Source organism: Micromonospora echinofusca (assembly GCF_017614955.1).
Lineage (GTDB): Bacteria > Actinomycetota > Actinomycetes > Mycobacteriales > Micromonosporaceae > Micromonospora > Micromonospora echinofusca_A.
Genome location: NZ_WVUH01000172.1, coordinates 1 through 15,099, shown reverse-complemented (window position 1 = coordinate 15,099; position 15,099 = coordinate 1). Strand labels below are relative to the sequence as shown.

Genomic DNA, 15,099 nt, shown 5'->3' with positions numbered 1-15,099 from the left:
TGGTCGGTGTCGGTGCGGTCAACGGCCCGACCTCGGTCGTCCTGTCGGGTGCCGAGGCGGCGGTCGAGGAGGTGGCGGCGCATTTCCGGGGGTTGGGTCGTAAGACGAAGCGGCTGTCGGTGTCGCACGCGTTCCATTCGCCGTTGATGGCGCCGATGCTGGACGAGTTCCGCACGGTGGTCGCCGGCCTGTCGTTCACGGCCAGCGATGCCGCTGTCGCGTCGACGGTGACGGGTGAGCTGACGACCGCTGCGGTGTGGGCCGACCCGGGGTACTGGGTGGAGCACGTGAAGGCCGGGGTGCGGTTCGCCGATGCCGTTGCGGCCAGTGGTGTGACCACGTTCGTCGAGATCGGCCCGGACGCGATCCTGACCGCCCTGACCGGGCAGGTGCTGGAAGAGGCCACCGCCGTTCCGCTGGCCCGCAGGGACCGGGACGCTGCGCTGACCTTCACCGCCGGACTCGGCAGTCTCTGGGCACGCGGCATCACCGTCGACTTCTCCGCCCTGATCGCGGGTGGGAAGCGGGTCGACCTGCCGACGTACGCGTTCCAGCACGAGCGGTACTGGCTGGAGCCCGCCCGGCGTACCGCCGGTGACGTGGCCTCCGTCGGTCAGACCGCGACGAACCACCCCCTCCTCGGTGCGGTGGTCGCTCTCGCCGACGAGGACCGGCTGCTGTTCACCGGTCGGATCGGGCTGGACACCCACCCCTGGCTCGCCGACCACGCGGTCGGTGGGACGGTCATCGTGCCCGGGGCGGCCCTGGTCGACCTGGTCCTCCGGGCCGGCGAGGAGACGCAGAGCCGGCTGCTGGAGGAGCTGACCCTCCAGGCGCCGCTCGTGCTCCCGCCCACCGGTGCGGTGCAGGTCCAGGTGTCGGTTGGCGCGGCGGACGCCGCCGGACGGCGGGCGGTCACCGTCCACTCCCGTACCGACGCGCACCTCGACGGGCAGGGCTGGACCACGCACGCCACCGGCGTACTCGCCGACGGGCAACCGCCGCAGTTCCAGCTGACCGAATGGCCTCCGGTTGGTGCGGAGGTGGTGTCGGTGGATGAGTTGTACGACGGTTTGGCTGCGGTGGGTCTGGAGTACGGGCCGGTGTTCCGTGGTGTGCGGGCGGCGTGGCGTCGTGGTGGTGAGGTGTTCACCGAGGTCGGGTTGCCGGCTGGTGTGGTGGTGGATGGGTTCGGGTTGCATCCGGCGTTGTGGGATGCGGCGTTGCATGGTGTGGGTTTGTTGTCCGGGGGTGTGGAGCGGGCGGAGTTGCCGTTCGTGTTCTCGGGTGTGGGGTTGTCGGCCACGGGTGCGGTGGCGTTGCGGGTGCGGTTGGTGTCGTCGGCTTCGGGTGTGGTGTTGGAGCTGGCTGATGCGGTGGGTGCGCCGGTGGCGTCGGTGTCGGGGTTGGCGTTGCGGCCGGTTGATGTGGGGTCGTTGGGTGGTTCCGGTGTGGTGGAGCCGTTGTATCGGGTGGAGTGGTCGCCGGTGGCGGTCGACCGGGTCGGCCCGGCCGGCACCTGGGCCCTCGTCGGTGCCGCACCGCTACCGGATCTCGGGATCGCGGCCACCGGCTACGACAGTCTTGCCGCGCTGGCCGCTGCGGACGCCGTACCCGACTACGTGGTCGCGGTCACCCCTACCGGCACCGCTGACGACGAGGTGGGCACCGCACACCAGGTCACCACGCAGACCCTCGAACTGCTCCAGAGCTGGCTCGCTGACGAGCGGTTCGACACGTCGATCCTGGTTGTCCTCACCAGATCAGGGGTCGTACTGGGGCACACGGCGGTAGCCGGTCTGGTGCGCTCGGCGCAGGCTGAACACCCGGGCCGGTTCGTGTTGGTCGACGTGGATGAGCCTGAGGATCGGTTGGCGATGGTCTGTTCTGCGGTTGCTCTGGGCGAGCCGGAGGTGGTGGTACGTGCTGGTCAGGTGTCCGTACCGCGCCTGGCCCGTGCGGCGGCAGCCGGCGGTGACGCGGACGACGTGTGGCGCGGCGACACCGGGACGGTCCTCGTCACCGGTGGTACGTCGGGTCTGGGTGCGCTCGTTGCCCGGCATCTGGTCGCCTCGCGTGGCGTGCGGCGGTTGGTGTTGGTGAGCCGGCGGGGTGTGGAGGCGCCGGGTGCGGTGGATCTGCGCGACGAGTTGGTGGCCGCTGGCGCGGAGGTCCGCGTCGTGGCGTGTGACGTGTCGGATCGGGCGGGGTTGGCGGCGGTGGTCGCCGGCATTGATGGCCTGTCGGGTGTGGTGCATGCGGCGGGTGTGCTCGATGACGGTGTGATCGACGCGCTCACGGCGGAGCGGGTTGCGGGGGTGTTCGGGCCGAAGGTGGATGCGGCGTGGCATCTGCACGAGTTGACCCGGGATGTGGACCTGTCGGCGTTCGTGTTGTTCTCGTCGGCTGCGGGTGTGTTGGGTAACGCGGGGCAGGGCAACTACGCGGCGGCGAACTCGTTCCTGGACGGGTTGGCCCGGTACCGGGTGGGTCTGGGCCTGCCGGCGGTCTCTCTCGCCTGGGGCCTCTGGCAGCAGGAGACCGGCATGGGCGCCGAGCTGGCAGCCGACGACGCGCAGCGGATGTCCCGCTCCGGCGTGCAGGCGCTGACCCCCGAGACCGGGCTCGCCCTGCTCGACGAGGCGGTGAGCCAGCCGGACCCGGTACTGGTGCCGGTGGCCCTCGACCTGAAGACGATCGGCCAGGGCGAGGTACCGGCACTGCTGAGCCGCCTGGTCCGGGCGACGCCGAGGAAGGCCGCGCAGGCTGCCGCCGGTACCCCCGACCTCGCGGCGACCCTGGCCGCGCTGCCCGCAGCCGACCAGGAGCGGACCCTGCTCGACCTGGTACGCCAGCAGGTCGCGGCGGTGCTCGGCTACGCCGACGTGGCGCAGGTGGGTACCGACCGGGCGTTCAAGGAACTCGGGTTCGACTCGCTGACCGCGGTCGAGTTCCGCAACGCCGTACAGTCCGCCACCGGGCTGCGCCTGCCGGCCACCCTGATCTTCGACTACGCGAACCCGCGGGCGCTCGCCGCGTACCTGCGTACCGAAATCGTGCCGGCGGTGGCCGACGACCTCGAGTCGCGGCTGCGGGCGGCACTCAACCTGGTCCCGCTCGCCCGGCTGAAGGACGCCGGGCTGCTCGACAGCCTGCTCGACCTGACCGGGCTCCGGGAAGAAGCATCGGCTACCACCGATGAAGGCGATGAGGGTGAGTCCATCGACGAGATGGACGCCGACGCGCTGATCCAGCTCGCCCTCGGCAGCGATTCCCCCACGGACGACAGTGTGAGGATCTGATGACGGCGGCAAACGAACGGATCGTCGAGGCGCTTCGGGTATCGCTCAAGGAACTGGAGCGGGTACGGGAGCAGAACCGTCAACTGACGGCCGCCTCCCGTGAGCCGATCGCGATCGTGGGGATGGCCTGCCGGTACCCCGGACAGGTCACCTCACCCGAGGAGCTGTGGCAGCTGCTCGTCGACGGTCGGGACGCGATCGGGGAGTTCCCCGACGACCGGGGCTGGAACCTCGACACGATCTACCACCCGGACCCCGACCACGTCGGCACGTCGTACACCCGGCACGGTGGGTTCCTCTACGGGGCGGCCGAGTTCGACCCCGGCTTCTTCGGGATCTCGCCCCGCGAGGCGTTGGCCATGGACCCGCAGCACCGGCTGCTGCTCGAAGCCTCCTGGGAGGCCATCGAGCGGGCCGGGATCGACCCGGCCGCCCTGCGCGGCAGCAAAACCGGGGTCTTCGCCGGCATCATGTACACCGACTACTCCACCGTCGTCGACCAGGCAGCCGAGCAGATCGAGGGTTTCCTCGGTACCGGTGGCAGCATCGCCTCGGGTCGGGTGGCGTACCACCTGGGTCTGGAGGGGCCGGCGGTCACCGTCGACACGGCCTGCTCGTCGTCGCTGGTGGCGTTGCACTGGGCGGCCCAGGCGCTGCGTACCGGCGAGTGCACGTTGGCACTGGCCGGCGGCGTGACGGTGATGGCCAGTCCGGACACCTTCGTCGGGTTCTCCCGGCAGCGTGGGCTGTCCCCGGACGGACGGTGCAAGGCGTTCGCGGCGGGTGCGGACGGTACCGGCTGGGCCGAGGGTGTCGGCATGGTGCTGCTGGAGCGGCTCTCCGACGCCCGGGCCAACGGGCACCCCGTCCTCGCCGTCATCAAGGGTTCGGCGATCAACCAGGACGGTGCGTCGAATGGTCTGACCGCGCCGAATGGTCCGTCACAGCAGCGGGTCATCCGGGCGGCTCTGGCGTCGGCCGGGATCTCGGCCGCCGAGGTGGACGTGGTGGAGGCGCACGGTACGGGTACCAACCTCGGTGACCCGATCGAGGCGCAGGCCCTGCTCGCCACCTACGGCCAGGACCGGCCCGCCGACGCGCCGCTGTGGTTGGGGGCGGTGAAGTCGAACCTGGGTCACACGCAGGCCGCTGCGGGTGTGGCTGGTGTGATTAAGATGGTGCAGGCGATGCACCATGGCGTCCTGCCGAAGACCCTGCACGTGGACGCGCCGTCCCCGCACATCGACTGGTCGGCCGGTGCGGTGGAGTTGTTGACCGAGGCCCGCGAGTGGCCGGCGTCCGACCGGCCGCGTCGGGCGGCGGTGTCGTCGTTCGGCATTTCGGGTACGAACGCGCACGTCATCCTGGAGCAGCCGCCGGTGACGGTGGAGGCGCCGGCTACGGAGACCCCGTCCGAGCGGGTGGTGCCGTGGGTGCTGTCGGGTCGTACGCCGGAGGCGGTGCGCGACCAGGCGGTGCGGCTCGGTGAGTTCGTGGACGCCCACCCGGAGCTGTCCACGGTTGATGTGGCCTGGTCGTTGCTGCACACCCGGTCGACCTTCGAGTACCGGTCGGTGGTGGCCGGTCGTGACCTGGCCGAGTTTGCTGCTGGCCTGGGCGAGGTGTCCCCGGTCGCGGTGGGCTCCGAGACCTGCGGTGCCCTTTTCACGGGTCAGGGGTCGCAGTGGGTGGGGATGGGTCGTGGTCTGTACGACGCGTTCCCGGTGTTCGCGTCGGCGTTCGACGCGGTGTGTGGCGAGCTTGACCCGCTGCTGGGCATCTCTTTGCAGGATGCGGTGTTCGACGGTGTGGCCGATCTGGATCAGACGGGGTTGACGCAGCCGGCGGTCTTCGCGGTCGAGGTGGCTCTGTTCCGCCTGGCCGAGTCGTTCGGGGTGAAGCCGTCGGTGTTCGTGGGTCATTCGGTGGGGGAGATCGCCGCCGCCCATGTGACCGGGGTGCTCACTCTCAATGACGCCGCCAAGCTTGTTGCGGCTCGTGGTCGTCTGATGCAGGCCCTGCCGGCGGGCGGGGTGATGGTGTCGGTGCAGGCCACGGAGGCGGAGGTGGTGCCGCTGCTGGCCGGCCGTGAAGATCTGGTCGGGATCGGTGCGGTCAACGGCCCGACCTCGGTCGTCCTGTCGGGTGCCGAGGCGGCGGTCGAGGAGGTCGCCGAACACTTCCGGGGGTTGGGTCGTAAGACGAAGCGGCTGTCGGTGTCGCACGCGTTCCATTCGCCGTTGATGGCGCCGATGCTGGACGAGTTCCGCACGGTGGTCGCCGGTCTGTCGTTCACGCCGGTCGACATGGCTGTCGCGTCGACGGTGACGGGTGAGTTGACCACCGCTGTGGTGTGGGCCGACCCGGGGTACTGGGTGGAGCACGTGAAGGCCGGGGTGCGGTTCGCCGACGCGGTCACCGCCGCGCACGCCTCGGGTGTGACCACCTTCGTGGAGATCGGCCCGGACGGCATCCTGACCGCCCTGACCGGGCAGATCCTGGAGGACGCCACCGCCGTACCACTGGCCCGCAGGGACCGGGACGCTGCGCTGACCTTCACCGCAGGACTCGGCAACCTCTGGGCGCGCGGCATCGCCGTCGACTTCTCCGACCTGTTGACCGGCGGGCAGCGGGTCGACCTGCCGACGTACGCGTTCCAGCACCAGCGGTACTGGCCGACCCGGGGCTTCGACACCGTCGACGCCAACGGTCTCGGGCTCGACCAGGCCCGGCACCCGCTACTCGGCGCGGCGGTCAGCCTGCCCGACTCCGCCGGGGTGGTCTTCACCTCCCGACTCTCCCTGGCCACCCAACCCTGGCTCGCCGACCACGCGGTCGGTGGCACCGTCCTGGTCCCCGGCGCCGCGCTGGTCGATCTGGTCCTCGGCGCAGCCGACGAGGCGCAGCGCGGACAGGTCGACGTCGAGACGTACGCCATCGAGGACCTGACCCTGGAGGCGCCGCTCGTACTGCCCGAGCGGGGCGGCGTGCAGCTCCGGGTCGTGGTGGAGGGCGCCGACGAACAGGGCCGCCGGGCCGTGTCGGTGTACTCGCGCCGGGACGACCTGACCGACCCGACCGTGGACTGGGTACGCCACGCGGACGGCGCGCTGACCACCGCGACCGGTCGCCCTGACTTCGATCTCGCCGAGTGGCCGCCTGCCGGGGCGGAGCGCATCGACACCGATCAGACGTATGCCGAGCTGGCCGCCCTCGGGTTGGAGTACGGCCCGATCTTCCAGGGCCTGCGGGCCGCCTGGCGCCTCGACGGTGACATCTGCACCGAGGTCGAGCTGCCCGAGGGCACCGGAGCCGGTGACTTCGGCCTGCACCCGGCGCTGCTCGACGCCGCCCTGCACGGCATCGGCCTCGGCAGCTTCGTCACCGACGAGGACACCGCGTACCTGCCGTTCTCGTTCGAGTCGGTGGCCCTGCACGCCACGGGCGCGACCGCGCTGCGGGTCCGGATCAGCCCGGCGGTACCCGGTACGACCAGCGGTACGGTCGCCATCGCGATGGCCGACCCGACCGGTACTCCGGTCGCCTCGATCGGCACCCTCGCACTGCGTCCGCTGGAGGTGCCGTCGGCCACCGAGGCGACCGCCGCGCGGGACGACCTCTTCCAGCCGTCCTGGCTGCCGTTGACCCTCGGCGACGACACCACCGGGCAGCCGGTGGCCGTACTCGGGGACCCGGTGGACCTCGGCGGCGACCCGACCTGGCCGACCACCCGGCACACCGACCTGGCCGGTCTGACCGACCCGGTACCCGGGCTGGTGCTGCTGGCCGTGCCGGCCGTACCCGACGCCGAGGCGTCGACGGTCCGGTCGGTCGTCGGCGGGGTGCTCGGCACCGTCCAGCAGTGGCTCGCCGACGACCGGTACGCCGACTCCCGGCTGGTGGTGACCACCCGGGGTGCCATGCCGGTGGACGCCGGCCAGCACCCGGTCGACCTGGTCGGCGCGGCGGTGTGGGGCCTCGTCCGGTCCGCCCAGTCGGAGAACCCGGACCGGCTGGTCCTGGTCGACCTGGACGGTACGGCCGCCTCGCTGGCCGCCCTGCCGGCCGCTGTCGCCACCGACGAGCCGCAGGTGGCGCTGCGCAACGGCACGGCGTACGCCTTCCGGCTGACCCGGGCCGCCGTCGAACTGGCGCCGCCGGTCGACACCGACTCGTGGCGGCTGGACTTCCGCAGCCAGGGTGCCCTGGAGGCGCTCTACCTGCGGGACTGGCCGCAGGCGCAGGCCGCACTCGCGCCCGGTCAGGTACGCGTCGCGATCCGGGCCGCCGGGCTGAACTTCCGCGACGTGCTCAACGTGCTCGGCATGTACCCGGGCGACGCCGGCCTGCTCGGCCTGGAAGCCGCCGGTGTGGTGGTCGAGGTCGGCGAGGGCGTCGGCAACGTCGCCCCCGGCGACCGGGTGATGGGCATGCTCGACGGTGCCTTCGGTCCGTACGGGGTGACCGACCACCGGCTGCTCTGCCGGATGCCGCAGGGCTGGACCTTCGCCCAGGCGGCGGCGGCTCCGGTGGTCGCGCTGACCGCCTACTACGCGCTGGTCGACCTGGGGGGGCTGAAAGCCGGTGAGTCGGTGCTGATCCACGCCGCTGCCGGCGGCGTCGGTTCGGTGGCCGTGCAACTGGCCCGGCATCTGGGTGCCGAGGTGTTCGGTACGGCCAGCCGGGGCAAGTGGGATGCGTTGCGTCGGGCCGGTCTGGTGGACGAGCGGATCGGTGACTCCCGGAGCACGGAGTTCGAGCAGAGGTTCTCCGCCGTGACCGGTGGTCGGGGCATGGACGTGGTGCTCGACTGCCTGGCCGGTGAGTTCGTGGACGCGTCGTTGCGGCTGCTGCCGCGCGGTGGCCGGTTCGTCGAGATGGGCAAGACCGACATCCGGGACGCCGACCGGGTCGCCGCCGACCACCCGGGGGTCCGCTACCAGGCGTTCGACGTGGTGGACGCCGGCCGCGACCGGATCCAGGAGATGCTGCTCGCCCTGGTCGACCTCTTCGAGTCGGGTGCCCTGGGTGCGCTGCCGCTCAGCGCCTGGGACGTGCGGCGGGCGCCGGAGGCGTTCCGGCACCTGTCGCAGGCCAAGCAGATCGGTAAGGTCGTCCTCACCATCCCGCGTGGGTTCGATGCCGACGGTACGGTGCTGCTGACCGGTGCGACCGGTGCACTGGGTCGACTGGTGGCCCGGCACCTGGTGAACGTGCACGGGGTGCGGCATCTGCTGCTGGTGTCCCGCCGGGGTGCCGATGCCCCGGGCGCGGCCGGGTTGGCCGACGAGCTGACCGCCCTGGGCGCGTCGGTGACCTTCGCCGCCTGCGACGTCGCGGACCGGGCCGGCCTTGCCGCCGTCCTCGACGCGATCCCGGCGGCACACCCGCTGACCGCCGTCGTCCACACCGCCGGCATCCTCGACGACGGGGTCATCGACTCCCTCACCGTCGAGCGCATCGACCGGGTGTACGCCCCGAAGGTCGACGCCGCGCTCAACCTGCACGAACTGACCCGGGACCGGGACCTGTCGGCGTTCGTCCTGTTCTCCTCGGCGGCCGGCACCTTCGGCAACCCCGGGCAGGGCAACTACGCCTCGGCCAACGCCTTCCTCGACGCGCTCGCCCAGGCCCGGCGGGTCTCCGGCCTGCCCGGCACCTCGCTCGCCTGGGGCCTCTGGGCGCAGACCGGGGACGGCGGCATGGGCGGCACCCTGGACAACGCCGACCTGCACCGGATGGGTACCCCGGCGCTCACCGCCGAGGAGGGCATGGCCCTGCTCGACGTCGCGTTCGCCTCCGGCAGCCCGGTGCTCGCCCCGATGAAGCTCGACCTGAAGACGATCGGCAACGGCGACGAGCCGCCGCACCTGCTCCGCGCGCTGGTGCGGGTACCGGCCCGCCGGTCGGCGGCCCGGGGTGGGACGTCCGGGAGTTCCCTCGCGGACCGGCTGGCCGGGCTGTCCCGCATCGAACAGGACAACCTGCTGCTGGACCTGGTGCGGACCAACGCCGCCGTGGTCCTCGGCTTCCCCGGCCCGGAGGCGATCGACCCGGACCGGGCGTTCAACGAGGTCGGCTTCGACTCGCTCACCGCGGTCGAACTCCGCAACCGGATGAACGCCGCCACCGGGGTACGCCTGCCAGCCACCCTGATCTTCGACTATCCGACCCCGAACGCCCTCACCGCGCACCTGCGCGACGAACTGGTCGGAGCCCTGCCGGCGGCCGGTGCCACCACCGCCCCACGCGTCGTGACGGAGAACGAGCCGATCGCGATCGTCGGGATGGCCTGCCGGTTCCCCGGGGGCATCTCCTCCCCGGAGGAGTTGTGGCGGATGCTGGTCGAGGGCCGGGACGGCATGTCCACGTTCCCGGTCGACCGGGGCTGGGACGTGGAGGCGCTGTACGACCCGGAGCTGTCCCGCCCCGGCACCACGTACACGGTCGACGGGGCCTTCCTGCACGAGGCCGGACAGTTCGACGCCCAGTTCTTCGGCATCTCGCCGCGCGAGGCCCTCGCGATGGACCCGCAGCAGCGGCTGCTGCTGGAGTCGTCGTGGGAGGCGTTCGAGTCGGCCGGGATCGACCCGGTCGCGCTGCGGGGCAGCGACACCGGTGTCTACGCCGGGGTGATCTACCACGACTACGGCACCCGACTCACCCAGATCCCGGACGGCGTCGAAGGCTTCCTCGGTACCGGCACCTCCGCCGGGGTGCTCTCCGGTCGGGTGTCGTACGCGCTCGGGCTGGAGGGCCCGGCGGTCACCGTCGACACGGCCTGCTCGTCGTCGCTGGTGGCGTTGCACCTGGCGGTGCAGGCCCTGCGTACCGGGGAGTGTTCCCTCGCGCTGGCCGGTGGCGTGACCGTCATGTCCAGCCCGAACACGTTCGTCGACTTCTCCCGCCAGCGCGGACTCGCCCTGGACGGGCGGTGCAAGGCGTTCGCGGCGGGCGCGGACGGTACCGGCTGGGGTGAGGGGGTCGGCGTACTCCTCGTGGAGCGGCTCTCCGACGCGCGGCGCAACGGGCACCAGGTGCTCGCGGTGATCCGGGGCTCGGCGATCAACCAGGACGGTGCGTCGAACGGGCTGACCGCGCCGAACGGCCCGTCGCAGCAGCGGGTGATCCGCGCCGCGCTGGGCAGCGCCGGGCTGTCGGCCACCGAGGTCGACGCGGTGGAGGCGCACGGTACGGGTACCCGGCTCGGCGACCCGATCGAGGCGCAGGCCCTCATCGCCACGTACGGGCAGAACCGGCCGGCGGACGACCCGCTCTGGCTCGGCTCGGTGAAGTCGAACCTCGGGCACACGCAGGCGGCGGCGGGCGTCGCTGGTGTGATCAAGATGGTGCAGGCGATGCGGTACGGCGTGCTGCCGAAGACCCTGCACGTCGACGAGCCCAGCCCGCACATCGACTGGTCGGCCGGCGCGGTCGAACTGCTCACCGAGAACCGGGAATGGCCGCAGGCCGACCGGCCCCGTCGGGCGGCGGTGTCGTCGTTCGGGTTCTCCGGCACGAACGCGCACGTGGTGCTGGAACAGGCGCCGGTCATCGAGTCGACGGTCGTCGACGAGGTCCCGGCCGCCCCGGTCGTCGCCTGGCAGCTCTCGGCCAAATCTCCTGCCGGGGTACGCGCCCAGGCCGCCAGGCTGCGCGAATTCGTGACCGCGAACCCGGAACTTCCGGTCCGGGATGTCGCGTGGTCGCTCGCCAACACCCGGTCCGCCTTCGAACACCGGGCGCTGGCTGCCGGCACCGATCGGGACCAGCTGCTCTCCGCCCTGGCGGTGCTCGCCGGTGGTGACGAGGGTGCCGGCGCGGTCACCGGCTCGGTGACGCCGGGTGCCCTGGGTGCCCTTTTCACGGGTCAGGGTTCGCAGTGGGTGGGGATGGGTCGTGGGTTGTACGACTCGTTCCCGGTGTTCGCGTCGGCGTTCGACGCGGTGTGTGGCGAGTTGGACCCGCTGCTGGGTGTGTCCCTGCGGGATGTGGTGTTCGAGGGCAGTGCTGATCTGGATCAGACGGGGTTGACGCAGCCGGCCATTTTCGCGGTCGAGGTGGCCCTGTTCCGGCTGGCGGAGTCGTTCGGCATCAGGCCGTCGGTGTTCGTGGGGCATTCGGTGGGGGAGATCGCCGCCGCGCACGTGACCGGTGTGTTCTCGCTCAATGACGCCGCCAAGCTTGTTGTGGCTCGTGGTCGGTTGATGCAGGCCCTGCCGGCGGGTGGGGTGATGGTGTCGGTGCAGGCCACGGAGGCGGAGGTGGTGCCGCTGCTGGCCGACCGTGCAGATCTGGTCGGGATCGGTGCGGTCAACGGCCCGACCTCGGTCGTCATCTCCGGTGCGGAAGTGGCGGTCGAGGAGGTCGCGGCGCATTTCCGGGGGTTGGGTCGTAAGACGAAGCGGCTGTCGGTGTCGCACGCGTTTCACTCGCCGTTGATGGCGCCGATGCTGGACGAGTTCCGCACGGTGGTCGCCGGCCTGACCTTCTCCGCTTCCGATGTCACTGTCGCCTCGACGGTGACCGGGGAGTTGACCAGCGCGAACGTGTGGGCCGACCCGGGGTACTGGGTGGAGCACGTCAAGGCCGGGGTGCGGTTCGCCGACGCGGTCACCGCCGCGCACGACACGGGTGTGACTACCTTCGTGGAGATCGGCCCGGACGCGATCCTGACCGCGCTCACCCGGCAGATCCTGGAAGAGGTCACCGCTGTTCCCCTGGTCCGGAAGGACCGGGACGCTGCGCTGACCTTCACCGCCGGACTCGGCGCGCTCTGGGCCCGGGGCATCGCCGTCGACTTCACCGACCTGATCGCAGGCGGAAAGCGGGTCGACCTGCCCACGTACGCCTTCCAGCACCAGCACTACTGGCTGTGCCCCGACCTGGAGCTGACCTACGTCAGTGGTACCCCCACCGACCAGCAGGACAGCGGCGCCGAAGCTGCGAACGAGTTGGCGCTGCGCCTGGGTGGCGCGAGTGCCGAGGAACAGCAGACGATCCTGCTGGACCTGGTGCGTACCCAGGTGGCGCTGACCCTGGCCCTCTCCGGACCGGAGGACGTGGCCGTCGGGCAGGCGTTCAAGGACCTGGGCTTCACCTCGCTCACCGCCGTCGAGTTGCGCAACAAGCTGCAACGGGCGACCGGCGTGGAACTCCCCGCCACTCTCGTCTTCGACTACCCGACCCCGACGGACGTGGTCGAGTTGCTCCGGGTGCACCTGGACCCGGCGTCCGCCGCCGAGGCCAGCCTGCTGGCCGGCCTGGACCGGATGGAGGCGGCGGTGTCCGCCCTGAAGGCCGACACCCTCACCGACTTCCGGGTCGCCGACCGGCTGCGCAACCTGCTCACCCGGTTGACCGCCACGGACGCCGGCAACGACGGACCGCAGGTCTCCGAACAACTCGAATCCGCCTCGGCCGATGAGGTCTTCGCCTTCATCGACGCCGAACTCGGGATCGCCTGAACTCTGTCTCCCTCGACGCGAAAGCTGCCTCATGTCTGACCAAGAGAAGCTCCTCGAGTACCTCAAGCGAGTCACCGCCGATCTTCACCAGACCCGGCGGCGGTTGCGGGAAGTCGAGACGGCCAACAGCGAACCCATCGCCATCGTCGCGATGAGCTGCCGCTACCCGGGTGGGGTCACCTCGCCCCGGGAACTGTGGGAACTCGTCGCCCAGGGCCGGGACGGGATCAGCACCTTCCCGGAGAACCGTGGCTGGGACCTGGAGGCGCTGTACCACCCGGACCCGGAGAACCCCGGCACGTCGTACTCGCGGGAGGGCGGCTTCCTGCACGACGCCGACCTCTTCGACGCCGAGTTCTTCGGCATCTCGCCCCGGGAGGCGGTCGCCACCGACCCGCAGCAGCGCCTGCTGCTGGAGGCGGCCTGGGAGGCCATCGAGTCGGCGGGTATCGACCCGAAGTCGCTGAAGGGCAGCCGGACCGGGGTGTTCGCCGGTCAGGCGTACCACGACTACACCAGCCAGCAGCAGGCCAGCACGGCCAGCGAGGTGCAGGGTTTCCTCGGCACCGGTGGCTCCGGCAGTGTCACTTCCGGGCGGATCTCGTACACCCTGGGCCTGGAGGGCCCGGCGGTGACCGTGGACACCGCCTGCTCGTCGTCGCTGGTGGCGCTGCACCTGGCGGTGCAGGCGCTGCGGGGCGGCGAGATCACCATGGCGCTCGCCGGTGGCGTGACCGTGATGGCCACGCCGGGCTCGTTCATCGACTTCTCGGCGCAGCGTGGGCTCTCCCCGGACGGCCGGTGCAAGGCGTTCGCGGCGGCGGCGGACGGTACCGGTTGGGGTGAGGGCGTCGGCATGCTGCTGCTGGAGCGGCTCTCCGACGCGCAGCGCAACGGGCACCCGGTGCTCGCGGTCATCCGGGGCTCGGCGATCAACCAGGACGGTGCGTCGAACGGTCTGACCGCCCCGAACGGCCCGTCGCAGCAGCGGGTGATCCGGGATGCGCTGGCCAACGCCGAACTGACGGCCGCCGACGTGGACGCGGTCGAGGCCCACGGCACCGGTACGACCCTCGGTGACCCGATCGAGGCGCAGGCGCTGTTGGCGACGTACGGGCAGGGCCGGGTGGGTGCACCTCTGTGGCTCGGTTCGTTGAAGTCGAACATCGGGCACACCCAGGCGGCAGCCGGGGTCGGCGGCATCATCAAGATGGTGCAGGCGATGCGGCACGGGCTGCTGCCGAAGACGCTGCACGTGGACGCACCGTCCCCGCACATCGACTGGTCGGCCGGTGCGGTGGAGTTGTTGACCGAGGCCCGGGAGTGGCCGGCGTCGGACCGGCCGCGTCGGGCGGCGGTGTCGTCGTTCGGGTTCTCCGGTACGAACGCGCACATCATCGTCGAGCAGGCTCCGGTCGCGGAGGAGCCGGAGACTGCCGAGGCTGAGCCGGAGCCGGTGGGTGACGGTGTGCTGCCGTGGGTGCTCTCCGGCAAGTCGCCGGAGGCGGTGCGTGCCCAGGCGGCGAAGCTGGTCTCGTTCGTGGGTTCCGAGCCGGGGCTGTCGCCTCGTGATGTGGCCTGGTCGTTGCTGCACACCCGGTCGGTGTTCGAGTACCGGTCGGTGGTGGCCGGTCGTGACCTGGCCGAGTTTGCTGCTGGCCTGGGCGAGGTTTCCCCGGTCGCGGCCAGCGCGGAACCCCTGGGTGCCCTGTTCACGGGTCAGGGGTCGCAATGGGTGGGGATGGGTCGTGGGTTGTACGACGTGTTCCCGGTGTTCGCGTCGGCGTTCGATGCGGTGTGCGGCGAGCTTGACTCGCTGCTGGGTGTGTCCCTGCGGGATGTGGTGTTCGACGGCGTCGGGGATCTGGATCAGACGGGGTTGACGCAGCCGGCGGTTTTCGCGGTCGAGGTGGCGTTGTTCCGGCTGGCGGAGTCGTTCGGTGTGCGGCCGTCGGTGTTTGTCGGTCACTCGGTGGGGGAGATCGCCGCCGCCCACGTGACCGGAGTGCTGTCTCTCCACGATGCCGCGAAGCTTGTTGCTGCTCGTGGTCGTCTGATGCAGGCCCTGCCGGCGGGCGGGGTGATGGTGTCGGTGCAGGCCACGGAGGCGGAGGTGTTGCCGCTGCTGGCCGGCCGTGAAGATCTGGTCGGGATCGGTGCGGTCAACGGCCCGACCTCGGTCGTCGTCTCGGGTGCGGAGGCTGCGGTCGAGGAGGTCGCGGCGCATTTCCGGGGGTTGGGTCGTAAGACGAAGCGGCTGTCGGTGTCGCATGCGTTCCATTCGCCGTTGATGGCGCCGATGCTGGACGAGTTCCGTACGGTGGTCGCCG

2 protein-coding genes and 1 pseudogene are annotated in these 15,099 nt (G+C 71.3%); all 3 read left to right on the top strand.

Translation table 11 applies throughout. The features are described from left to right. On the top strand, positions 1–3,302 hold a 3,302-nt coding region (locus tag GSF22_RS19445), incomplete at its 5' end, for a type I polyketide synthase (RefSeq protein WP_208815112.1). 11 nt (positions 3,303–3,313) lie between these two features. Next, positions 3,314–12,769: pseudogene (locus GSF22_RS34885) on the top strand (SDR family NAD(P)-dependent oxidoreductase); the annotation flags it as partial. Positions 12,770–12,800: 31 nt separating this feature from the next. Continuing rightward, the coding region (locus tag GSF22_RS19425) for a type I polyketide synthase (RefSeq protein WP_208815111.1) at positions 12,801–15,099 on the top strand (2,299 nt) is incomplete at its 3' end.